Source organism: Mycobacterium sp. GA-2829, assembly GCF_001499965.1.
Lineage (GTDB): Bacteria > Actinomycetota > Actinomycetes > Mycobacteriales > Mycobacteriaceae > Mycobacterium.
In genome coordinates this window covers 1-21,608 of the sequence record NZ_LQIT01000052.1, presented here as the reverse complement: position 1 = coordinate 21,608, position 21,608 = coordinate 1, and the positions used below count along the sequence as shown (strand labels likewise).

General features: G+C 70.2%; 22 protein-coding genes. 11 read left to right on the top strand and 11 right to left on the bottom strand.

Going from position 1 to position 21,608, the window contains the following annotated elements:
- Nucleotides 1–2 precede the first annotated feature (2 nt).
- The 8 genes from AU194_RS25275 to AU194_RS25240 all read right to left on the bottom strand — a co-directional run bounded on the left by AU194_RS25275 (nucleotide 3) and on the right by AU194_RS25240 (nucleotide 10,234).
- The gene (locus AU194_RS25275) at nucleotides 3–2,195 is read right to left on the bottom strand and encodes a malate synthase G (protein WP_059092018.1); all 2,193 of its coding nucleotides are present in this window, start codon (nucleotides 2,193–2,195) and stop codon (nucleotides 3–5) included.
- A gap of 58 nt (nucleotides 2,196–2,253) precedes the next feature.
- The gene (locus AU194_RS25270; protein WP_197417739.1) at nucleotides 2,254–3,171 is read right to left on the bottom strand and encodes a 3-methyladenine DNA glycosylase; all 918 of its coding nucleotides are present in this window, start codon (nucleotides 3,169–3,171) and stop codon (nucleotides 2,254–2,256) included.
- Nucleotides 3,171–4,223 (bottom strand): hemolysin family protein, encoded by a 1,053-nt coding sequence (locus AU194_RS25265; protein WP_059092017.1) that lies wholly within the window; start codon nucleotides 4,221–4,223, stop codon nucleotides 3,171–3,173. The genes AU194_RS25270 and AU194_RS25265 overlap by 1 nt, the downstream gene beginning before the upstream one ends.
- Entirely contained in the window at nucleotides 4,223–5,614 is a 1,392-nt protein-coding gene (locus AU194_RS25260; RefSeq protein WP_059092016.1) for a hemolysin family protein, read from the bottom strand. The genes AU194_RS25265 and AU194_RS25260 overlap by 1 nt, the downstream gene beginning before the upstream one ends.
- A gap of 205 nt (nucleotides 5,615–5,819) precedes the next feature.
- Nucleotides 5,820–7,256, bottom strand: a complete 1,437-nt coding sequence (locus AU194_RS25255) for a GuaB1 family IMP dehydrogenase-related protein (protein ID WP_059092015.1) — start codon at nucleotides 7,254–7,256, stop codon at nucleotides 5,820–5,822.
- A gap of 89 nt (nucleotides 7,257–7,345) precedes the next feature.
- Nucleotides 7,346–8,806 (bottom strand): NADP-dependent phosphogluconate dehydrogenase, encoded by a 1,461-nt coding sequence (gene gndA, locus AU194_RS25250; RefSeq protein WP_059092014.1) that lies wholly within the window; start codon nucleotides 8,804–8,806, stop codon nucleotides 7,346–7,348.
- Nucleotides 8,807–8,852: 46 nt separating this feature from the next.
- On the bottom strand, nucleotides 8,853–9,803 hold the full coding sequence (locus tag AU194_RS25245; protein WP_059092013.1) for a M56 family metallopeptidase: 951 nt from the start codon (nucleotides 9,801–9,803) through the stop codon (nucleotides 8,853–8,855).
- Between the two features lie 14 nt (nucleotides 9,804–9,817).
- On the bottom strand, nucleotides 9,818–10,234 hold the full coding sequence (locus AU194_RS25240) for a BlaI/MecI/CopY family transcriptional regulator (protein ID WP_059092012.1): 417 nt from the start codon (nucleotides 10,232–10,234) through the stop codon (nucleotides 9,818–9,820).
- 200 nt (nucleotides 10,235–10,434) lie between these two features.
- On the opposite strand from AU194_RS25240, the gene AU194_RS25235 reads away from it, so the two are divergent.
- The 8 genes from AU194_RS25235 (at nucleotide 10,435) to AU194_RS25200 (ending at nucleotide 16,114) form a co-directional block, all read left to right on the top strand.
- Nucleotides 10,435–11,208, top strand: coding sequence for a hypothetical protein (locus AU194_RS25235; RefSeq protein ID WP_059092011.1), 774 nt, complete (start codon nucleotides 10,435–10,437; stop codon nucleotides 11,206–11,208).
- A 155-nt stretch (nucleotides 11,209–11,363) separates the two neighbouring features.
- Nucleotides 11,364–11,768 (top strand): PaaI family thioesterase, encoded by a 405-nt coding sequence (locus AU194_RS25230; protein ID WP_059092010.1) that lies wholly within the window; start codon nucleotides 11,364–11,366, stop codon nucleotides 11,766–11,768.
- A gap of 48 nt (nucleotides 11,769–11,816) precedes the next feature.
- Nucleotides 11,817–12,119, top strand: coding sequence for an urease subunit gamma (locus tag AU194_RS25225; RefSeq protein WP_059092009.1), 303 nt, complete (start codon nucleotides 11,817–11,819; stop codon nucleotides 12,117–12,119).
- Nucleotides 12,116–12,427 carry an urease subunit beta gene (locus AU194_RS25220; RefSeq protein WP_059092008.1) on the top strand — a complete coding sequence of 104 codons (312 nt, stop codon included), beginning with the start codon at nucleotides 12,116–12,118 and terminating at the stop codon, nucleotides 12,425–12,427. Before AU194_RS25225 ends, AU194_RS25220 begins: the two co-directional genes overlap by 4 nt.
- A complete protein-coding gene (locus tag AU194_RS25215; RefSeq protein WP_059092007.1) occupies nucleotides 12,424–14,157 on the top strand; it encodes an urease subunit alpha in 1,734 nt (577 codons plus the stop codon). The genes AU194_RS25220 and AU194_RS25215 overlap by 4 nt, the downstream gene beginning before the upstream one ends.
- Nucleotides 14,157–14,792 (top strand): urease accessory protein UreF, encoded by a 636-nt coding sequence (locus AU194_RS25210; protein WP_059092006.1) that lies wholly within the window; start codon nucleotides 14,157–14,159, stop codon nucleotides 14,790–14,792. Before AU194_RS25215 ends, AU194_RS25210 begins: the two co-directional genes overlap by 1 nt.
- Nucleotides 14,793–14,801: 9 nt before the next feature.
- The gene (gene ureG / locus AU194_RS25205; protein WP_059092005.1) at nucleotides 14,802–15,482 is read left to right on the top strand and encodes an urease accessory protein UreG; all 681 of its coding nucleotides are present in this window, start codon (nucleotides 14,802–14,804) and stop codon (nucleotides 15,480–15,482) included.
- A complete protein-coding gene (locus tag AU194_RS25200) occupies nucleotides 15,482–16,114 on the top strand; it encodes an urease accessory protein UreD (protein WP_059092004.1) in 633 nt (210 codons plus the stop codon). Before ureG ends, AU194_RS25200 begins: the two co-directional genes overlap by 1 nt.
- On the opposite strand, the gene AU194_RS25195 is transcribed toward AU194_RS25200, so the two are convergent.
- The 3 genes from AU194_RS25195 to AU194_RS25185 all read right to left on the bottom strand — a co-directional run bounded on the left by AU194_RS25195 (nucleotide 16,107) and on the right by AU194_RS25185 (nucleotide 19,238).
- Entirely contained in the window at nucleotides 16,107–17,492 is a 1,386-nt protein-coding gene (locus AU194_RS25195) for an NAD(P)/FAD-dependent oxidoreductase (protein ID WP_059092003.1), read from the bottom strand. The two genes, AU194_RS25200 and AU194_RS25195, sit on opposite strands and share 8 nt — an antisense overlap.
- Nucleotides 17,493–17,603: 111 nt before the next feature.
- Nucleotides 17,604–18,533, bottom strand: coding sequence for an LLM class F420-dependent oxidoreductase (locus AU194_RS25190; protein ID WP_059092002.1), 930 nt, complete (start codon nucleotides 18,531–18,533; stop codon nucleotides 17,604–17,606).
- 18 nt (nucleotides 18,534–18,551) lie between these two features.
- Nucleotides 18,552–19,238: an SDR family oxidoreductase gene (locus tag AU194_RS25185; protein ID WP_059092028.1), complete on the bottom strand. Its 687-nt coding sequence runs from the start codon at nucleotides 19,236–19,238 to the stop codon at nucleotides 18,552–18,554.
- Nucleotides 19,239–19,396: 158 nt separating this feature from the next.
- On the opposite strand from AU194_RS25185, the gene AU194_RS25180 reads away from it, so the two are divergent.
- The 3 genes from AU194_RS25180 to AU194_RS31985 form a co-directional block, all read left to right on the top strand.
- The gene (locus AU194_RS25180; RefSeq protein ID WP_197417740.1) at nucleotides 19,397–20,191 is read left to right on the top strand and encodes an ABC transporter permease; all 795 of its coding nucleotides are present in this window, start codon (nucleotides 19,397–19,399) and stop codon (nucleotides 20,189–20,191) included.
- A complete protein-coding gene (locus AU194_RS33070) occupies nucleotides 20,188–21,264 on the top strand; it encodes a sulfate/molybdate ABC transporter ATP-binding protein (RefSeq protein ID WP_059092000.1) in 1,077 nt (358 codons plus the stop codon). The genes AU194_RS25180 and AU194_RS33070 overlap by 4 nt, the downstream gene beginning before the upstream one ends.
- Nucleotides 21,265–21,463: 199 nt before the next feature.
- Nucleotides 21,464–21,608: APA family fibronectin-binding glycoprotein (locus AU194_RS31985; RefSeq protein ID WP_304438559.1), on the top strand; the 145-nt coding region annotated here is incomplete at its 3' end.

The window sequence follows — 21,608 nt, the reverse complement described above, 5'->3', positions numbered from 1 at the left end:
CCTCAGGCGCCGGCGACGGCGGCTTTGTACTCACGACGGCGCCGGTGCAGGATCGGTTCGGTGTAGCCGTTCGGCTGCGCCGCCCCGGCCAGGATCAACTCCTGCGCGGCCTGGAACGCGATGCTGTTGTCCGGATCGGTGGCCATCGGCTTGAAATCCGGGTCCTTGGCGTTCTGCTCGTCGACCACCGCCGCCATCCGGCGCAGGCTGGCCTTCACGTCCTCTTCGGTGATGACGCCGTGACGCAGCCAGTTGGCCAGCAGCTGGCTGGAGATCCGCAGGGTGGCACGGTCCTCCATCAGCGCGATGTCGTGGATGTCGGGCACCTTCGAGCAGCCGACGCCCGCGTCGATCCAGCGCACCACGTAGCCGAGGATCGACTGGCAGTTGTTGTCGACCTCCTCGCGGATCTCCTCGGGTGCCCACGCCAACTCCTTGGCCAGCGGGATGGTCAGCAGATCGTCGATGCTGGTCCGGGTCTGGCCGGCCAGTTCGCGGTGCACCTCGTACACGTCGACCTGGTGGTAGTGCATCGCGTGCAGCGTGGCCGCGGTCGGCGACGGCACCCACGCGGTGGTGGCGCCGGCCTTGGGCTGGCCGATCTTCTGCTCGACCATGTCGGCCATCAGATCGGTCATCGCCCACATGCCCTTACCGATCTGGGCCTTCCCGGAGAACCCGGCGGCCAGACCGACGTCGACGTTCTGGTCCTCGTAGGCCTTGATCCACGGCTGGCTCTTCATCGCGCCCTTGCGGATCATCGGGCCGGCTTCCATCGAGGTGTGGATCTCGTCGCCGGTGCGGTCCAGGAAGCCGGTGTTGATGAACACCACGCGGTCGGCGGCGGCCTTGATGCAGGCCTTGAGGTTGAGGGTGGTGCGGCGTTCCTCGTCCATGATGCCGACCTTGAGGGTGTTCTGCGGCAGCCCGAGCACATCCTCGACGCGGCTGAACAGGTCGACGGTGAACGCCACCTCGTCGGGGCCGTGCATCTTCGGCTTGACGATGTACACCGAACCGGTGCGGCTGTTGCGCAGCGGCCCGTTCGCGTCACTCTCCTTGAGGCCGTGGCTGGCGATCAGGCCGGTGAACAGCGCGTCCTGGATGCCCTCGAAGACCTCGTTACCCTCGGCATCGGTGATCGCGTCATTGGTCATCAGATGGCCGACGTTGCGGACGAACAGCAGGCTGCGCCCGGGCAGGGTGAGCTCCCCGGAGCCGTCCGGGGTGGTGTAGGTGCGGTCGGGGTTGAGCACGCGGGTGAAGGTCTCACCGCCCTTGCTGACCTCTTCGCTGAGGTCGCCGCGGTTGAGGCCCAGCCAGTTGCGGTAGCCGAGCACCTTGTCCTCGGCGTCGACAGCGGCCACCGAATCCTCGAAATCCATGATGGTGGTGACGGCGGATTCGAGCACGACGTCTTTCACGCCGGCCTTGTCGGTCGAGCCGATGGGAGAGTCGGGGTCGATGAGGATCTCGATGTGCAGACCGTTGTTGCGCAGCAGGATCGCCGACGGATTGTCCGCCTCGCCGGAGTAGCCGACGAACTGTTCGGGGGTGGCCAATCCTGTCGACAGATCGTCGCCGAGGGTCACCAGCACCTGTCCGTCGTCGATCTTGAAGCCGGTGGCGTCGGAGTACGAGCCGGACGCCAACGGCGCTGCGCCGTCGAGGAATTCGCGGGCGTAGGCGATCACCTTGTCGCCGCGCACCCGGTTGTAGCTCGACCCCTTCTCGGCGCCGTCCTCCTCGCTGATGACGTCGGTGCCGTAGAGCGCGTCGTAGAGCGAACCCCAGCGGGCGTTGGCCGCGTTGAGCGCGAACCGCGCGTTGAGGATCGGCACCACCAGCTGCGGGCCGGCGGTCGTGGTGATCTCGTCGTCGACATCGGCTGTGGTGATCGTGAAGTCACCCGGGTCCGGCTCCAGATAGCCGATGTCGGTGAGGAACTGCTTGTACTCGGCGGCGTCGTGCGGGCCGATGGCGCGCTGGCGGTGCCACTTGTCCAGCTGGGCCTGCAGCTCGTCGCGGCGGGCGAGCAGCTCCTGGTTGCGCGGGGTGAGGTCGGCGACGACCTTGTCCACGCCCGACCAGAAACTGTCGGGGTCGAGGTCGGTACCGGCCAGGGCCTCATCGGTGATGAAGTCGTAGAGCGCGCGGGCCACGCGCAGGTTTCCCACCGTCACGCGATCAGTCATCGTCTTCCTCCTCGGCCGTCATCACGCGCACCATCCGGCACGCCGCCGTCGATCCAGCTTACCCATGGGTAAAGTCTGCGAATCCAACCTGCTCCGCCGCCGAGTCGTCGCCGTCGAGTGCGGTGAGCAGTGCGTCACAGCGCGCCGCGAGTGTGGCGCGCAGCGGCGCCGCCCGATCGGCGATGTCCTGTTGGGCCCGCACGTATTCCGCCCGCCCCGCCGGGGTTTCGACGGGGATCGGGTCGAATCCGTAGCCGCTGAGGTCATATGGGCTCGCGCGCATGTCGAGCAGCCGGGCATCGGCGGCGAGGTCCAGGCAGTCCATCACCAGCTCGGCGTTCACCAGGGGCGACAGTTTGTAGGACCACTTGTAGAGGTCCATCGCGGCATGCAGGCAGCCCGGCTGCTCGGTGTCGATCTGCCGGTCGCGGCTCAACGGTTCGCAATTGCGGGGCACCGCGGCGTCGGAGAAGAAGCGGTATGCGTCGAAGTGGCTGCAGCGCAACGGCATCGACTCCACCACCGCATCGGTGCCGTCGCGGCCGAGCCGCAGGGGGACCGCGTCGTGGCGGGGATGGGGGTCGCGGTACACCATGGCCCACTCGTGCAGCCCGAAGCAGTTCAGCCGAGCCGGCCTGGCCGCGGTGGCGCGCAGCAGCGCCGCGACGAACTCCACGGTGGCCGCGCGCGAGCGCAGATACTCCGCGGTGACGGTGACGCCGCCGGACACGGGGCCGTAGCCGGGGCGGTCCAGATACGTGCGGGCCGCCGGACCCGACAGCACCACGCCGAAACCCGGATGCCAGCGCCGCAGCTGACGCGGCCGCAGGCTGTAGTAGGTGAACAGGAAGTCCCACACCGGGTGTGACCGGCCCGTGCTGCGTCGCGCCAGATGCGGTGCGCAGAAGGCGTCCACGCGGTCCCGGTGGATGCGTTCGCGCCGCATCCAGACCGATTCGTCGACGACTTCCGCCATCACCGCCGGTGGGTTCCGTCGCGCACGGTGCCGACGAGGTCCTCGACGAGGTCCTCCAAGGCCACCATCGCGGTGATCGAACCGTCGGAGGTGACCAGTGCCAGGTGGCTGTTCATGCGGCGCAGCCGCGACAACGCATCCGGCAGCGGCAGCGCTGCGGGCAGTTGCGGTAGCGGGCGCACCATGGTCCGGTCCAGCACGGCGTCGGGGTCGTCGACCAGCGGCAGCACATCCTTGATGTGCAGGTAGCCCAGGAACTGACCCGACGGCGCCGTCACAGGGAACCGGGAGTAGCCGGTCTCGGCCAGCGCGCGTTCGACCGCGCCGACCGTGGGTCCCTGTCCGGGGGACGGGGCCGGGATCGCGTGGATGGTGTCGAGCGGCATCGCGACGTCCTTGACCGTCCGGTTGCGGATCTGCAGGGCGCGGGTGAGCCGCATGTGCTCCTCGGGGTCGAGCAGCCCTTCGGAGACCGATTCGGCGATCATCTCCGACAGCTCGACCGTCGAGACGTTGACGTCGAGTTCGTCCTTCGGTTCCACCCCGACCGCGCGCAGGGTCGCGTTGGCGCACCAGTTGTAGAACGCGATGAACGGTCGCGCCGCCCGGATGTAGACGAGGTAGACCGGGATCAGCAGCATCGCCGCCGACTCGGGCCCGGCGATCGCGATGTTCTTCGGCACCATCTCGCCGAGCAGCACGTGCAGGGTGACCACCACGCTCAGCGCCACCACGAACGAGACGGTGTGCAACACCGCGTCCGGGATGCCGAGCAGCCCGAACGGCTTCTCCAGCAGGTGCGCGACCGCGGGTTCGCCGACGCGGCCCAGCAGGATCGAACAGATCGTGATGCCCAGCTGCGAGCCGGCCAGCATGAGCGACAGGTGCTCACCGGCGCGGATCACCGTGACGGCGCTGTTCTTACCCTGTTCGGCCAGGGCCTCGAGCCGGTCGCGGCGCGCGGAGATCAGCGCGAACTCCGACGCGACGAAGAATGCGTTGGCCGCCAGCAGCAGGACGGTCAGCACGACGCCGAACAGATCGCCACCCATCAGCGGTCCTCCTCCGGCTCGTCATCGTCGGCCGTGTCGCCATCGGTGTCGCCGCGGCGGCCGAGCTCGATCAGCTCCACCAGATCGATGCGGCGGCCGTCCATCTGCACGACCTTGGCCTGCCAGCGGATCGGGTCCTCGATCGGACCGTCCGGGTCGAACGCGGTCAGCTCGACGGAGTCGCCCACCTCGGGGATGTGCCCCAACTCCTGCAGCACCAAGCCGCCGATCGTCTCGTACTCGCCCTCCGGGGCGCGGAACCCGGTCCCGGTGGCGACCTCGTCGATGCGGAGCAGCCCGGAGACCTGCCAGCCCTCGCCGGCGGCGATGACGTCGGGGGTGGCGTCGTCGTGTTCGTCGCGGACGTCGCCGACGATCTCCTCGATCAGGTCCTCCACGGTGACCATGCCCGCGGTGCCGCCGTACTCGTCGACGACCAGCGCGGTCTGCAACCCGTTGGCGCGGATCTGGGTCATCACCGCGTCACCGTCGAGTGTCGAGGGCACGGTCGCGACGGGGATCGCGATCGCGGCGAGCCGGGTGCGCGCCCGGTCCTCGCGCGGCACCGAGAACACCTGTTTGACGTGGACGACGCCGACGGTCGCGTCGAGGTCCCCGTCGACGATGGGGAACCGGGAGTAGCCGGTCTCGATGGCCGCGGCGATGAGGTCGGCGACGGTGTCGTCGGACTGCAGTGCCTCGATCTCGGTGCGCGGGGTCATCAACTCCTCGGCGGTGCGGTCGCCGAACCGCAGCGACCGGTCCACCAGCAGCGCCGTGACCGGGTCGAGTGAACCGCTGCGCGCGGAGTTGCGCACCAGCGACATCAGCTCCTGCGCCGACCGCGCCGAGCGCAGCTCCTCGGCCGGTTCGATGCCGAGGCGGCGCAGGATCCAGTTGGCGGTGCCGTTGGTGAGCCGGATCAGCGGGGTGAAGATCGCCGAGAACATCAGCTGCGGCGGCGCCGCGGCGCGCGCAGTGGGCGCGGGGCGGGCCACCGCGAGGTTCTTGGGCACCAGTTCGCCGAAGACCATCGAGACCGATGTGGCGATGAGGATGGCCAGGAACAGTGCGACCGCGGCTGCCGCGTCGTCGGGCAGGCCGATGCCGTCGAGCAGCGGGTGCAGCAATCGGGCCACCACCGGTTCGGCCAGGTACCCGGTGGCCAGCGTGGTGATCGAGATGCCCACCTGGGCACCGGAGAGCTGGAACGACAGGGTGCGGTGGGCGCGGCGCACCAGCTGATCGCGCCGGCCGCCGCTGCGGGCGTTGGCCTCGACGGTGCTGCGTTCCAGCGCGGTGAGCGAGAACTCGGCGGCCACGAACACCGCCGTCCCCGCCGTCAGCACGACGATCGCCAGCAGCGACAACAGGGTGTAGGCGACGCTCATCGCGTTCTCACCGGTGAGCCGGGCCGTGCGCCCGGCCGACTAGAAGAGGGCTCGGCGTCGGGTGGCTCGGTGGACGGGTGCTCGGCCCGGCAGGCCTCCGGTGCACACCGGGCCTCGGCGGGTGCCTGCGGCACGTGATCCCTTCCTCGGTTGGACGTCGACCGTCAGCGAATGACGGCGCGGTGGCCCAATCGTAACCGGACGCTCACCACCCCGTGGGCAGCGGGCGACCCTCGGCGAACCCGGCGGCCGACTGGACGCCGAGCACCACCTTCTCGTGCAGCTGCGGCAGCGTCGCGGCGCCCACGTAGGTGCAGGTGCTGCGCACGCCCGAGGTGATGTGGTCGAGCAGGTCCTCCACGCCGCCGCGCGCCGGGTCCAGCGCCATCCGCGAGGTGGAGATGCCCTCCTCGAACAGCGCCTTGCGCGCACGGTCGAACGGGCTGTCCCCGGCGGTGCGCGCGGCGACCGCCCGCTTGGACGCCATTCCGTAGCTCTCCTTGTACGGCTGGTTGTCGCGGTCGCGCATGAGGTCGCCGGGGGATTCGTAGGTGCCGGCGAACCAGGAGCCGATCATCACGTTCGACGCGCCCGCCGCCAGTGCCAGCGCGACGTCGCGGGGATGGCGCACGCCGCCGTCGGCCCAGACATGTGCGCCGAGTTCTGATGCCGCGGCGGCACATTCGACGACCGCGGAGAACTGCGGCCGGCCCACGCCGGTCATCATCCGGGTGGTGCACATGGCGCCGGGGCCGACGCCGACCTTGATGATCGACGCGCCTGCGGCGATGAGGTCGCGGGTGCCCTCTGCCGAGACGACGTTGCCGGCGGCGATCGGCAGGCCCAGGTCTAGTTCGGCGACCGCGCGGATCGCATCCAGCATCTTGGTCTGGTGGCCGTGCGCGGTGTCGATCACCAGCAGGTCGGCGCCCACCTCGGCCAGTGACCGCGCTTTCGCGCCGACGTCGCCGTTGATGCCGACGGCCGCCGCGATGCGCAGCCGGCCGTGCCGGTCGACGGCCGGGGAGTAGATGCCGGCCCGGATCGCACCGGTGCGGGTGAGCACACCGGCGAGGGTGCCGTCCGGTTCGGTGAGCACCGCGACTCCGACGGGGGAGTGTTCGAGCAGATCGAACACCTTGCGCGGTTCGGTGCCCACCGGCGCGGTGACGAAATCGGTGACCGCGACGTCGCGGACCCGGGTGAACCGGTCGACGTCGAGGCAGGTGGCCTCGGTGACCAGCCCGATCGGCCTGCCCTCGAATACCACCACGGCCGCCCCGTGCGCGCGCTTGTGGATCAGTGCGATCGCATCGGACACCGAATCGTCGGGTGCCAGCGTGACGGGGGTGTCGACGACGAGGTCGCGGCTCTTGACGAAGTCGACGGTCTGCTGGACCGCCGAGGTCGGCAGATCCTGCGGCAGCACCACCAGACCGCCGCGGCGGGCCACGGTCTCGGCCATCCGCCTACCGGCGACGGCGGTCATATTGGCGACCACGACGGGGATCGTGGTGCCCGACCCGTCGACGGTCGACAGGTCAACGTCGAAACGCGACGGCACATCCGACCGTTGCGGTACGACGAACACGTCGTCGTAGGTCAGGTCGTATGCCGGGCGGTGGCCGTCGAGGAATCTCATCGGGGGCCAGTCTAGTGGCGCGAGCAGACACAGATTCGCGCGATGAGCGCGTCAAGAACGCGAATCTGTGTCTGGTCGCGGCAAGAAAGTTAGGCCTCGACCTCGCTGCGGTCGCCGCTCCACAGGGTGTGGAAGCGCTTGTCGCGGTCGGTGTCGATGCGACCGTAGGTGTGCGCGCCGAAGAAGTCGCGCAGCCCCTGGGTCAGGGCGGCGGGCAGGCGTTCGGTGCGCAGCCCGTCGTAGTAGGACAGCGCCGAGGAGAAGCCCGGGATCGGGATGCCCAGTTCGGTGGCCTTGACCACCACGCGACGCCAGCCGTCGATCGCGTTCTCGATCGCGTCGCGGAAGTACGGGTCGACGATGAGCGTCGGCAGATCGGGGTCGTTGTCGAACGCGTCGGTGATCCGGTTGAGGAACTTCGCCCGGATGATGCAACCGCCGCGCCAGATCCTCGCCATGTCGCCGGGGGCGATGTTCCAGTCGTACTCGGTGGAGCCGGCCTGGATCTGGTTGAAGCCCTGGGCGTAGGCGATGATCTTCGACGCGTACAGCGCCTGGCGGATGTCCTCCACGAATTGGTCAGCATCGCTTGGCTTCTCGCCGAGATTCCCCGACGCCAGCCCGGTGGTGGCCTGGCGCTGGGCGACCGAACCCGACAGCGCGCGGGCGAACACCGCCTCGGCGATACCGGTGACGGGCACGCCGAGGTCGAGTGCGGACTTCACCGTCCAGCGGCCGGTGCCCTTCTGCTCGGCCTCGTCGAGGATCAGGTCGACCAGTGGCTTGCCGGTCTTGGCGTCGGTCTGGCGCAGCACCTGGGCGGTGATCTCGACCAGGAAGCTGTCCAGGTCACCGGAGTTCCACTCGTCGAAGACGTCGGCGATCTCGGGGGCGGTTCTGCCGAGGCCGTCGCGCAGCAGCTGGTAGGCCTCGCCGATGAGCTGCATATCGGAGTATTCGATGCCGTTGTGCACCATCTTCACGAAGTGGCCCGCGCCGTCGGGGCCGATGTGGGTGCAGCAGGGGACACCGTCGACGTGCGCGGAGATCTCCTCCAGCAGCGGGCCCAGCGACTCGTAGGACTCGGCGGGTCCGCCGGGCATGATCGACGGCCCGTTGAGCGCACCCTCCTCGCCGCCGGAGATGCCGGCGCCGACGAAGTGCAGGCCGCGTTCGCGGATCGCCTTCTCCCGGCGGATGGTGTCGGTGTAGAGGGCGTTGCCGCCGTCGATGATGATGTCGCCTTCTTCCATCGCATCGGCGAGTTCGTTGATCACGGCGTCGGTGGCCGCACCGGCCTTGACCATGATCAGCACCCGGCGCGGTTTCTCCAGCGCCGCGAGGAACTCCGGGATGGTCTCGCTGCGCACGAAGTCGCCCTCGGACCCGTGCTCGGCCAGCAGCGCATCGGTCTTGGCGACCGACCGGTTGTGCAGGGCGACGGTGTAGCCGTGCCTGGCGAAGTTGCGGGCGATGTTCGAGCCCATCACCGCAAGGCCGGTGACCCCGATCTGCGCGGTGCCTGCGGTGGACTTCTCGGACGAGCTCATAGGCGCAGCCTTTCGTGTTCTGTTGTGGCGCAGGGAAGAGCGGGATCTAGCGGGCGAACAGCCGGTGCAGTTCGTTGAGCCACGGCACGGCCACCGCGACGGTGGGTACGACCAGCACCACGGCGGCGGCGAGATAGGCGGTGGCGGCCAGGGCCAGGCTGTTGGGCCTGCCGCCGAGCCTGCGGACCCGGATGACGGTGGTCGGCCCGCCCGCGGCCAGGGCACCCGACGGAGCGCGGCCCGCCGCGCACGCGACCAGCGCCCGGGCCAGCGGGGTCGGGCCCGCGGTGCGCACGGCCGCGTCATCGGCGAGCAGTTCGACCAGCAGGCGGACCGCGTCGAGCGCGCTGGCGCTACGGACGAAGCGCGGGAAGGCGGCGTGCACCGCGGTGAACATCTCCAGCACCAGATCGTGCCGGGCCCGCAGGTGGGCGCGTTCGTGGGTGAGGATCGCGGCGATCTCGTCGTGGCCGAGCTCCTTGAGGGCGCCGTCGCTGACCACGACGCGGCTACGGACTCCGGGCAGGCAGTAGGCCAGCGGTTGCCGGACGTCGAGGACCCGCAGGCCGGCGGCCTTCCTGCGGACGTCGGTGGGCACCGCATCGCGGGACACCCCGAGCAGGTCGACCATCATCCGGTGGTGGGCGCGGCGGCGTCGGGTGGCGACGCCGACGCGCAGCACCGAGACGATCAATCGGGCGCCGATGATCAGCGTGATCGCGAAGACCACCACGTAGAGCGTCCACAGCGGCCAGCCGAGGACGTCGATCTCACTGGTGATGGTGGCCGTCGGCCGTCCGTCGGGGCCGGGGGCGAACAGCCGGCTGGCGATCGCGATACCCGCGGAGAACGCCGACAGCACCGCGGCCAGCGCGACCGACTGCCAGAGCACTATCGCCGCACGTGGGGCACGCAGTGGCCACGTCGCCCGAGCCAACAGTGCCGGCACCGGCCCCACGAGGAGCAGCGCGACAACGGTGAAGGCCAGCGCGGACACGCCTCAATTGTCGCTCAGACGGCACCCGAATCGCCAGCGGGCTGGTCGAGACGCTCCTTACCTTCCAGTTCGGCGAGGGCTCGGCGCAGCGCGGCGGCCTCACCGGCGCCGACCCGCTCGACGAAGTGCACCAGCGCGGCTTCGCGGCTGCCGGAGTCGGCGGCCTGGTCGAGGGCGTCCACCATCAGCCCGGCGACGAGTTCGTCGCGGCCGTGGGTGGGCGCATAACGATGGGCACGGTCGTCACGGTGCTGCACCACCAGGTTCTTCTTCGCCAGTCGCTGCAGCACCGTCATGATCGTGGTGTAGGCCAGGTCGCGGCGGGCTGCGAGCGCCTCGTGCACCTGGCGCACAGTCTGGGGCTCGCGGGCAGACCACAGGTGGTCCATCACCTCGCGCTCGAGCTCACCCAGACGCGTCAACTTGGCCATGTCTCCGTCACTCTCCTGAACAGTAGAACCAGGGTACTACCGCGCGTCGTATCCGACGCTGAGGAGCAACAGTCTTCCTCAGTGCGGGCATTCCCGCGCTGGTCACCCGTCGGCGTTGTGAGACCGATCACAGGGGGTGGCCCTCCCTGGGCTCGTAGTTATAGTAAGGCTAACCTAACTCCGAGACGCCGGGAGGTGCAGTGACCGTACTGATCGACGATCCGCTGATCGCGGGCATGGCCATCAAGCGGGTACTGCCGCTGCACGAGTCGAGCCGCCGGTTGCGTGAGCTGTATCCGGAATGCCCGCGGGTGTACGGCGTCGCGGTCATGGGCGATCTGTCCCGGCGCCGGTGGTGGCCGCTGGCCGAGGCGCTCACCGGCGACCGGCTGCAGGCGATGTTCGAGCTGGCCGCTGCCGAGACCGACAACCGCGGTGCGGTCGCCCAGCAGTTGGCCGCCACCCTCGCGCACGTCGTCCTTGGTCGCGTCATCCCGCTGCTGGTGCTCGAGGGGCGGGCCTGGGACACCGGCCTGGAGAACCTGTGGGTGCACGTCGACTCCGAGGGCGCCATCGACTGGGTGGGCGTCGTCGATCCGACGCTGCGCGCGCTGCCGGACGATCCCTGCTTCACCTCCCGGCCCGGACTGCGGCTGGGGGCACCGCACGGCATCGTCGCGCTGCCCAACGAGGCCGCGCTGACGACGTGGGTCGCCCACCGCAGCCACCGCGCGCTCGCTCCGCTGTTCGGCAAGCTCGCCGAGATCAGCGGCGGTGCGATGTCAGTGGCGGCCATGTGGCACCTCGTCGGCGGGGCGGTGGTCGGCGCCGCGACCCAGGTGCCGCTGCTGGCGGGTTCGAGTGAGTGGACCAGCATGCGCCGCGGCCAGGCCGTCCTCGACGCGCTGGTCGGATTCGGCCTCCCGGTGCGCGGCGCGGTCCGCGGCTCGGCGGGGAAGGTCTTGTGTAATTAGGGCAGCCTTGCCTATATTGGACGAGTTCCACCGGACCGCGCCGGAGTCCTGAGGGCTGCAGAGACCCCCGGTCCATCGAAAGGGCGGGCCCCGCACATCGTGCGGGGCCCGCCCGCTTTTTCGGCACGTCCGCGGCGGGTGTAGACACGTCAGCTGTGACGACTCAGGTTCCCGACGGCCTCAACGACGGCTACGACAAGGTGCTCGGCCTCCAATATCTCGAGGTGACCCCCGACGGCGTCCGCGCGCAGCTGACCATCCAGGACACGCTCCTGCAGCCGTGGGGCATCGTGCACGGCGGCGTCTACTGCGCCGTCGTCGAGAGCCTCGCCAGCGTCTCCGGTCAGACGTGGCTCACCCGGGACGGCGGCGCAGGAACGGTCGTCGGGGTGAACAACAACACCGACTTCCTGCGGGCGATCTCCTCGGGCACCGTGACAGCGGTGTCCACGCCGATCCACCGCGGCCGACGCCAGCAACTGTGGCTCGTCACGATCGCCGACGAGAACGACAAGCTGGTGGCGCGCGGTCAGGTGCGGCTGCAGAACATCGACAGCTGACGCGGTGCGCGCTGCCGAAGGCCGTGCGCCGTGGCAGGATCGCCGACTATGCGTCTGAGCCCGCATGAGCAGGATCGCCTGCTGATCTCCTACGCCGCCGAGTTGGCGCGGCGCCGCCGCGCCCGCGGACTGCGCCTCAACCATCCTGAAGCCGTCGCCGTGATCACCGACCATCTGCTCGAGGGTGCACGGGACGGTCGCACCGTCGCCGAGCTGATGGTCAGCGGGCGCGACGTGCTCAGCCGCGACGACGTCATGGAGGGAGTGCCGGAGATGCTGCACGACGTGCAGGTGGAGGCCACGTTCCCGGACGGGACGAAACTCGTCACCGTCCACCACCCGATCCCGTGACCCCCGGCGAGGTCGTGTTCGGCGACGGCGACATCGAGATCAACGCCGGCGCCGACCGCATCGAGATGGAGATCGTCAACGCAGGCGACCGGCCCGTGCAGGTCGGCAGCCACGTCCACCTGCCGCAGGCCAACGCCGCACTGGACTTCGACCGCGCCGCCGCACACGGTCGCCGCCTCGACGTGCCCGCGGGTACGGCCGTGCGCTTCGAACCCGGTGTCGCCCAACGGGTCTCGCTGGTACCGCTGCGCGGCAGCCGCGAGGTGCACGGGTTGTCGCTGACCCCGCCGGGAAGGCTGGACGCGTGAGCGGGCTGTCCCGCGAGCGGTACGCCGCGCTGTACGGGCCGACCACCGGCGACCGTATCCGGCTCGCCGACACCGACCTGTTCATCGAGATCACCGAGGACCGCAGCGGCGGACCGGGACTGGCCGGCGACGAGGCGGTGTTCGGCGGCGGCAAGGTGCTCCGCGAATCGATGGGGCAGTCGCGCGCCACCCGCGCCGACGGCGCCCCCGACACCGTCATCACCGGCGCGGTCATCCTCGACCACTGGGGAATCATCAAAGCCGACATCGGGATTCGCGACGGGCGCATCGTCGCGATCGGCAAGGCAGGCAACCCCGACATCATGTCCGGCGTGCACCCCGACCTGGTGGTCGGGCCGTCGACGGAAGTCATCGCGGGGAACGGCCGCATCCTCACCGCGGGCGCCATCGACTGCCACGTCCACCTCATCTGCCCGCAGATCATGGAGGAGGCGCTCGGCGGCGGCATCACCACCATCGTCGCCGGCGGCACCGGCCCGGCCGAGGGCAGCAAGGCCACCACCGTCACCCCGGGAGCCTGGCATCTCGCGCGCATGCTCGAGGCGCTGGACACCTGGCCGCTCAACGTCGCGCTGCTCGGCAAGGGCAACACCGTCAGCGCCGAGGCGATGTGGGAGCAGTTGCGCGGCGGCGCAGCGGGATTCAAACTCCACGAGGACTGGGGCACCACTCCCGCGGCGATCGACGCCTGTCTGACCGTCGCCGATGCCGCGGGCGTGCAGGCCAACATCCACACCGACACCCTCAACGAGGCGGGCTTCGTCGAGGACACCCTCGCCGCCATCAAGGGCCGGTCGATCCACGCCTACCACACCGAGGGCGCCGGCGGCGGGCACGCACCGGACATCATCACCGTCGTCTCCCACGGCAACGTGCTGCCGAGTTCGACCAACCCGACCCGCCCGCACACCGTCAACACCCTCGACGAACACCTCGACATGCTGATGGTCTGCCACCACCTCAACCCCAGCGTCCCCGAGGACCTCGCCTTCGCCGAGAGCCGGATCCGCCCGTCGACGATCGCCGCCGAAGACCTGCTGCACGACATCGGGGCGATCTCGATGATCGGCAGCGACGCCCAGGCCATGGGCCGCATCGGCGAGGTGGTGCTGCGCACCTGGCAGACCGCCCACGTCATGAAGCGCAGGCGCGGTGCGCTCGACGGCGACGGCTCAGGCTCCGGGGGAGCCGACAACCTGCGCGCCCGGCGCTACGTCGCCAAGTACACGATCTGCCCGGCCATCGCGCACGGAATGGACGGCGAGATCGGCTCGGTGGAGGTCGGCAAGCTCGCCGATCTGGTGCTGTGGGAGCCGGCGTTCTTCGGTGTGCGTCCGCATGCGGTGCTCAAGGGCGGGATGATCGCCTGGGCCGCGATGGGCGATGCGAACGCGTCGATCCCCACCCCGCAGCCGGTGCTGCCGCGGCCGATGTTCGGCGCTGCGCCCGCGGCGGCGGCCGCGACGTCGCTGCACTTCGTGTCGCCGCAGGCCGTCGAGGACGGGCTCGCCGAGCGGCTCGACGTGCGGCGGCGGCTGGTTGCGGTCAAGGACGTGCGCGGTGTCGGGAAGGCCGACATGCCGCTCAACGACGCCCGGCCCCACATCGAGGTCGACCCGGACACGTTCACGGTGCGGATCGACGGGGACGTGTGGCAGGAGCAGCCCGCCGTCGAATTGCCGATGGCGCAGCGGTACTTCCTGTTCTGATGCCTGCGCTGTCCACCCTGCTCGCCCTCGCCGACTCCCGCCTGCCCACCGGCGGGCACGTGCACTCCGGCGGAGTCGAGGAGGCCGTCACCAGCGGACTGGTCCGCGATGTCGACACGCTGCACGCCTACCTGGTCCGCCGGGTGCGCACCCAGGGTCTGGTGGCGGCGTCGCTGGCCGCCGCCGTGCACGCGGGCACGCTCACGGTGCCCGAGGCCGACGCCGAGACCGATGCGCGCACCCCGGCGCCTGCGGCGCGGGCGGCGTCCCGGGCGCAGGGCAGGGGACTGGCGCGGCTGGCACGGCGGGTCTGGCCCGACCACGACTGGACCGCACTCGGGCGCACCCCGCACCTGGCCGTCGCCGCGGGCGCGGTCGGCGCCGCCGCGGCGTTGACCCCGGTGCAGACCGCGCTCTCGGTCGTCTACACCACGATGACCGGGTCGGCCACCGCCGCCCAGCGGCTGCTCGCCCTCGACCCGGGTGACGTCGCCGCGCTCACGTTCGCACTCGCCGATCTGTGCGACGACGTCGCGGCCGCCGCCGCCGACGGACCCGCCGACCTGTCCGACCCGCTGCTCGACGTGCTCGCCCAGCGGCACGCCGACCGCGACCGCCCACTGTTCGCCTCCTGAAAGGCCACCATGCCCCCGCATTTCCTGGACGGTCAACCCCACGACCATGCCGACCGCCCCAAACGCGTACGCACGCCGGGCGAGCCGCTGCGCATCGGCGTCGGCGGACCCGTCGGCTCCGGTAAGACCGCGCTGGTGGCGGCGCTGTGCAGGCAGCTGCGCGACGAACTGTCGCTGGCCGTGCTGACCAACGACATCTACACCACCGAGGACGCGGACTTCCTGCGCCGCCACGCGGTGCTGCCCGACGACCGGATCGCGGCCGTGCAGACCGGCGGCTGCCCGCACACCGCGATCCGCGACGACATCACCGCCAACCTGGACGCGATCGACGACCTCATCGCCGGTCACGACCACCTCGACCTGATCCTGGTGGAATCAGGTGGCGACAACCTCACCGCGACGTTCTCGTCCGGACTGATCGATGTGCAGATCTTCGTCGTCGACGTCGCCGGCGGGGACAAGGTGCCCCGCAAAGGTGGTCCAGGTGTGACGTTCTCGGACCTGCTGGTCATCAACAAGACCGACCTGGCGCCGATGGTGGGCGCCGACCTCGACGTGATGCGGCGCGACTCGGCGGCAGTGCGCGGCGAGCGGCCGTTCGTGCTGATCTCGCTGACCGACGACCCGACCGCCGGACCGGTGCTCGACTGGGTGCGCGCTCAGTTGCGGGTGCCGGTGCAGGGCTAGTGCGTTCCGACGTCCTCCTCGTCGCGGCGCCGGGGCGCGCACCCCACATCGAACACACCGGCGGTATCGCGGTGCGCCGCACCGGCGCTCACACTGTGCACCTGGTGTCGGCCGCGGCCACCCCACTCGGCGGGGATGTCATCCGCGTGCGCGTCGTGGTCGCCGCGCGCGCCCGGCTGGCGGTGCGCAGCGCCGCGGCGACGGTGGCGCTGCCCGGGGCCACCACGCGGGAGTCGCACGCCTGCTGGGACATCGAGTCGGCGGGCGACCTGGACATCGCTCCCGAGCCGACGGTCGTCGCCGCGGCCGCCCGGCACGTCACCGAGAGCCGGGTGCAGATCAGCGGTGACGGCCGGTTCCGGCTGCGCGAACGGGTGCAGATCGGCAGAACCGGTGAGCGCGAAGGGTTCTGGTCCGGTGCCCTGCACGCCGACCTCGACGGTGCGCCGCTGCTGCGGCACCGCGTCGAACTGGGCACCGGCTCGGTCGCCGACGACGTGCTCGGCCGCCCGCTGGCATGCATCAGCGAACTGCGCTATCCCGAGCCGTCGTTCGCGACAAAGGCCACGGTGCTCGCGTTGGCCGCGGGCGGCTGCCTGGCGACCTGGCAGGGGGAGCGGCTGACTAGCTAGCCGCCTGCTCCCGCTCGCGCTCGGTCTCGGTGACCGCCGCGGCGATCTCCTCGAGTTCCTCGATGCGTGTTCGCGCGTACGCCTGCTGTTCGGTGATCGTGAGCTGACCACGTTTGGTCGACAGGAACGTCACCGTCCACGAGATCAACGTGACGATCTTGGTCTTGAACCCGACCAGGTACACCAGGTGCAGCGCCAGCCACGCCAGCCAGGCGATGAAACCGCCGAACTCCAGCGGGCCGACCTTGGCCACGGCCGAGAACCGCGACACCGTCGCCATCGAACCCTTGTCGAAGTACTCGAAGGGCTGCCGGAACTTCGGATTGGCGCCCTTGACCTCGTTCTTGATCAGCTTCGCGGCGTAGCGGCCACCCTGGATGGCGCCCTGCGCCATCCCCGGCACGCCTTCGACGGCGGCCATGTCGCCGACGACGAACACGTTCGGGTGCCCCGGGATCGACAGGTCGGGCAGCACCTTGACGCGCCCGGCCCGGTCGACCTCCACGTCGGACTGGCTGGCCAGGTCGCGGCCCAGCGGACTGGCCGAGACACCGGCCGACCACACCTTGCACGCCGACTCGATGCGGCGCAGCTTGCCGTCGGGGTCCTTGACGGTGATGCCGTTGCGGTCGACGTCGGTGACCATCGCGTTGAGCTGGATCTCGACGCCCATCTTCTCCAGCCGGGCCTGGGCCTTCTTACCGAGCTTCTCGCCCATCGGCGGCAACACCGCGGGCGCGGCGTCGAGCAGGATCACCCGGGCGCTGGTCGGGTCGATGTGGCGGAAGGTGCCCTTGAGCGTGTAGTCGGCGAGCTCGGCGATCTGTCCGGCCATCTCCACACCGGTCGGGCCCGCACCGACGACCACGAACGTCAGCAGCTTCTCGCGGCGCTTGGGGTCGCTCGAGCGTTCGGCCTGTTCGAACGCGCCGAGGATGCGGCCGCGCAGTTCCAGCGCGTCGTCGATCGACTTCATACCCGGCGCCCACTCGGCGAAGTGGTCGTTGCCGAAGTACGACTGACCGGCGCCCGCGGCGATGACCAGGCTGTCGTACGGCGTCGCGTAGTCGTGACCCAGCAGCTCGGAGTGCACGAGCTTGTTCTCCAGGTCGATGTGCGTCACGTCGCCGAGCAGCACCTGCACGTTCTTCTGCTTGCGCAGGACCACACGGGTGGCCGGCGCGATCTCCCCTTCGGAGATGATGCCGGTCGCCACCTGGTACAGCAGCGGCTGGAACAGGTGGTGGGTCGTGCGGGCGATCAGCTTGATGTCGACATCAGCGTGTTTGAGGGTCTTGGCGGCGCTGAGGCCTCCGAACCCCGACCCGATGATGACGACCTTGTGCCGATCCGTTGGAGTGGCTCCGGGATGGCTCATCAGTGGCTCCTCGACGGGCGGGACATGCGGTTTCTCGCCCTCTACGGTAGTCGGCGGTGCCCGGCGTTGGGCACTCGGTCGGTTGTGGCTTATGCCACCCTGTGCGCGGGACTAAACCCCGAGCACCGGCTTCAGCAGGGCGGCGACGTCGGTGATGCCGCCCGGTTGATAGCCGTTCAGGTTGGTGACGGGGCTCAGGATGACGCTGTCGACGCCGGCGTCGAGCACCTTGGACTTGATCTGGTCGACGATCTGCTCGGGGCCGCCGTAGACGGCCTGCTGCTTGAAATCGTCGGGAATGACGTCGCCGCTGACGTTCTCGTCGATGATCGCCACCACCAGCATGCTGGTCTCCAGCGTCGACGGGTCGCGGTCGATCTCCTCGCACTTCTGTTTGACGACCTCGACCTTGCGGCGGAGTTCATCGAACCCCGCGATGATGTTGAGGTGGTCGAAGTGGCGGGCGGCCAGCGGGATCGTCTTCTTCTCGCCGCTGCCGCCGATCATCAGCGGGATGTGGTCGCGGAAGCGCGGCTCTGCCATCGCGTCTTTGACCCGGTAGTACGAACCGTCCACGGTCGGACGCTCGCCTTCGAGCATCGGCAGGATGATCTGCAACGCCTCGCCGAGCTTGTTGAACCGGTCGGTGAAGGTGCCGAACTCGTACCCCAGTGACTCGTGTTCGAGTTCGTACCAGCCGGTGCCCAGACCGAGGATCGCCCGCCCCTGGCTGATCACGTCGAGCGTGGTGATGGCCTTCGCGAGCAGCGTCGGGTTGCGGTAGGTGTTGCCGGTGACCAGCGTGCCCAGCTGGATGCGCTCGGTGGCGGTCGCCAGCGCGCCGAGTGCGGTGTAGGCCTCCAGCATCGGCTGGTCCGGGGTGCCGAGACCGGGCAGTTGGTAGAAGTGGTCCATCACGAAGACGGAGTCGAACCCCGCCTGCTCGGCCTCACGCGCCTGCGCGATGACCGTCGGGAAGAGTTCCGCGACGCCGGTGCCGTAACTGAAGTTCGGGATCTGGAGTCCGAGTCGGATCGTCACTCCACCAACCCTAACGAACTAGCCGAAGTTGGCGAGCGCCCCTCGGCTCACGTGCATCGTCTGGCCGGTGATATGGCGGGCCGACGGCGTCGACAGGAACAGCGACAACCGGGCGATCTCGGCGGCCACGGACGGCGGGGTGCTCGACAGCCCGTCGTAGGACGATTCGGCGCTCTTGCCGGTGGCGACGGCGTTCACGGTGATCCCGCGGGTGCCGAAGACCTCGGCCTGTCCGGCGGTCCAGTCCGACAACGCGGCCTTCATCGCGGCGTCGACGCTGCCCGCACGGGACTGCGCGACCACGACGTTGTCGGGGACGACGTTGACGATCGTCCCGCCGGAGCGCAGGTGGTCGCCCACGATCTGCACGGTCAGCACCGCCGACAGCAGCGTGGTGTCCACGGCGCGGTGCCACGCCGTCGCGTGGTCGGCGAGGCTGAAGGTGCGCGGATCGGACGCCGCGAACTGCGGTGCCGGCACGTTGACCAGGGTGTCGAGGTGGTGCGGGAACGAGGAGCGGGCCTCTTCGAGGCTGGTGGGATCGGTGTTGTCGAACACGATGAAATCGACGTCGAGTTCCTTGGCGTTGATCTCGAGATCCTCGCGTCGCGCACCGCCGATCACCACCCGGTGACCGTCGTCGCGGAAGCCCTCGGCGATCGTCTTACCCAGATCCGTATCGCCGCCGGTGACCAGCACCTCCATCGCCATGACCTCCTCGTTCGGCTCGACCGCCGCACACGTGGGCCACGGTCACCCGCCGATGTTACTGGACGGTAGCTATGTTGGGTAATCCGACGCGCGAACGATGCGGTATCCGTACGCGCCGGTGACCTAAGGTGCATCGCGTGACCGTCTCCGGGCTGTCCGGGGGTGCCGCGCTACCCCGGTGGGTCTACGTTCCGGCCCTCGCCGGTGCGCTGTTCGTCGCCGTGCCGCTGGTCGCGGTGGCCGCGAAGGTCGACTGGCTCCGGTTCGTCGAACTGGTCGCCAGCGAGTCGTCGGTCGCCGCGCTGCGGCTGAGCCTGCAGACGGCCACGCTCAGCACGCTGGTCTGCGTCCTGCTCGGCGTCCCGATGGCGATGGTGCTCGCCCGCAGCCCGTCGCGGGCGGTCCGGGCGGTGCGCCCGGTGATCCTGCTGCCGCTGGTCCTGCCGCCGGTCGTCGGTGGGATCGCGCTGCTGTACGCGTTCGGCCGGCTGGGCCTGCTCGGCCGCTACCTCGAGGTCGCGGGCATCCAGATCGCATTCACCACGACGGCCGTCGTGCTGGCGCAGACCTTTGTCTCGCTGCCGTTTCTGGTCATCGCGCTGGAAGGGGCGGCACGCAGCGCGGGTGCCGACTACGAGGTGGTCGCCGCCACGCTGGGCGCCCGCCCCTCGGTCGTGTGGTGGCGGGTGTCGCTCCCGCTGCTGGCGCCCGGGCTGGCCTCGGGTTCGGTACTGGCGTTCGCGCGTTCCCTCGGCGAGTTCGGGGCGACGCTGACCTTCGCCGGCTCCCGGGAGGGCGTGACCCGGACCCTGCCGCTGGAGATCTACCTGCAGCGCGAGAGCGATCCGGAGGCGGCGGTGGCACTGTCGGTGCTGCTGGTGGCGGTCGCGGCGGTGGTGGTGCTCGGGTTGGGCAGCAGGCGCCTGCGCGCGCAGGGCTGGACGTGACCGGGCTGCGGCTGCGGGCGCGCGTGCAGCGCCGTGGCGTCGACGTGGAGTTCGCCGTCGGTGCGGGGGAGGTGCTGGCGGTCCTGGGCCCCAACGGCGCAGGCAAGTCGACCGCGCTGCACGTGGCCGCGGGGCTGGTGCGCCCCGACGACGGGACGGTCCGGGTCGGGGAGCGTCTCCTGACCGACACCGCGGCCGGGGTGCAGGTGCCCACGCACCGGCGCCGCGTGGGTTTGTTGCTGCAGGATCCGCTGCTGTTCCCGCACATGCGGGTGACCGCCAACGTCGCGTTCGGCGCCCGCGGCACTGGCGGCGATCGAGCGAAAGCCGTTGCCCGAGCGCGTCATTGGCTCGCCGAGGTCGGCGCCGCCGAGCTGGCTGCCCGGATGCCGCGGCAGCTGTCCGGCGGTCAGGCGCAACGCGTGGCGCTGGCGCGCGCCCTGGCCGCCGAACCCGACGTGCTGCTGCTCGACGAACCGCTGGCCGGTCTGGACGTCGCGGTCGCCGGGGCGATGCGCCGGGTGCTGCGGCAGGTGCTCACCCGCGACGGCCGCTGCGCGGTCCTGGTCACCCACGACCTCGTCGACGTGGCGACGCTGGCCGACCGGGTGGTCGTCGTCGACGGTGGCCGCGTCGTCGAGTCCGGGTCGGCAGCGGCCGTGCTGACCACTCCGCGCAGCCCGTTCGGGGCGCGCTTCGCGGGGGTGAACCTCGTGGCGGGCGTCGCCGGCCAGGGCGGGACCGTGACGGCCGGACCCATCTCGTGGCACGGCGTCCCGGCCGAGGATGTCGTCGTCGGGGAGCCCGCGGTGGCGATTTTCCGGCCCGCCGCGGTGGCCGTCTACCGGGAGTGGCCGCACGGGAGTCCGCGCAACACCGTCGCGGTGACCGTCGCCGAAGTGGACGGCAGCGGCCCCGCGGTGCGGGTGCGTGCGGGGGAGCAGGAGGGGGGTGCGCCGGGCATCGCGGCCGACATCACCGCCGAATCGGCAGCCGACCTGCGCCTGGCGCCCGGTGACCGGGTCTACATGGCGGTGAAGGCGCAGGAGGTGGCGGTGCACCCGGCGCCGTAACGGCCGCGCCGCGACGTCCGATTCCCGGAGCAGACGCAGTGTTGCACCGCCCCGGCGTGGCGGCCGCGACGGCCTGCGCTCAGCAATGTAGGCAACCCGCCTTCACCTGCACAATCAAGGAGGCAGCAACCATGGTTCTACTCACATTCACAGCAATTCACACTTGCGTCACAGCTGTGACACGGTAGTTTCTCTGACCATGGATACGCCGGACGTGACGTCGACACGACGTAGGGGCCTGTCGAAGACGCTGGCCGCCGCCGCGGCGGCAGGCGCCACCGCAGCCGCCCTCGTGATGGCCCCGGTGGCGGGTGCGCAGCCCGCCCCGCCACCGGGGCCATCAC

What these genes read in the sequence shown, in the direction of transcription:
- gndA (WP_059092014.1), bottom strand. Translation starts at nt 8,806, where the DNA reads ATGAGCTCGTCCGAGAAGTCCACCGCAGGCACCGCGCAGATCGGGGTC.
- AU194_RS25260 (WP_059092016.1), bottom strand. Translation starts at nt 5,614, where the DNA reads ATGAGCGTCGCCTACACCCTGTTGTCGCTGCTGGCGATCGTCGTGCTG.
- ureG (WP_059092005.1), top strand. Translation starts at nt 14,802, where the DNA reads ATGCCCCCGCATTTCCTGGACGGTCAACCCCACGACCATGCCGACCGC.
- AU194_RS25270 (WP_197417739.1), bottom strand. Translation starts at nt 3,171, where the DNA reads ATGGCGGAAGTCGTCGACGAATCGGTCTGGATGCGGCGCGAACGCATC.
- AU194_RS25255 (WP_059092015.1), bottom strand. Translation starts at nt 7,256, where the DNA reads ATGAGATTCCTCGACGGCCACCGCCCGGCATACGACCTGACCTACGAC.
- AU194_RS25240 (WP_059092012.1), bottom strand. Translation starts at nt 10,234, where the DNA reads ATGGCCAAGTTGACGCGTCTGGGTGAGCTCGAGCGCGAGGTGATGGAC.
- AU194_RS25265 (WP_059092017.1), bottom strand. Translation starts at nt 4,223, where the DNA reads ATGGGTGGCGATCTGTTCGGCGTCGTGCTGACCGTCCTGCTGCTGGCG.
- AU194_RS25195 (WP_059092003.1), bottom strand. Translation starts at nt 17,492, where the DNA reads ATGAGCCATCCCGGAGCCACTCCAACGGATCGGCACAAGGTCGTCATC.
- AU194_RS25185 (WP_059092028.1), bottom strand. Translation starts at nt 19,238, where the DNA reads ATGGAGGTGCTGGTCACCGGCGGCGATACGGATCTGGGTAAGACGATC.
- AU194_RS25210 (WP_059092006.1), top strand. Translation starts at nt 14,157, where the DNA reads ATGCCTGCGCTGTCCACCCTGCTCGCCCTCGCCGACTCCCGCCTGCCC.
- AU194_RS25275 (WP_059092018.1), bottom strand. Translation starts at nt 2,195, where the DNA reads ATGACTGATCGCGTGACGGTGGGAAACCTGCGCGTGGCCCGCGCGCTC.
- AU194_RS25225 (WP_059092009.1), top strand. Translation starts at nt 11,817, where the DNA reads ATGCGTCTGAGCCCGCATGAGCAGGATCGCCTGCTGATCTCCTACGCC.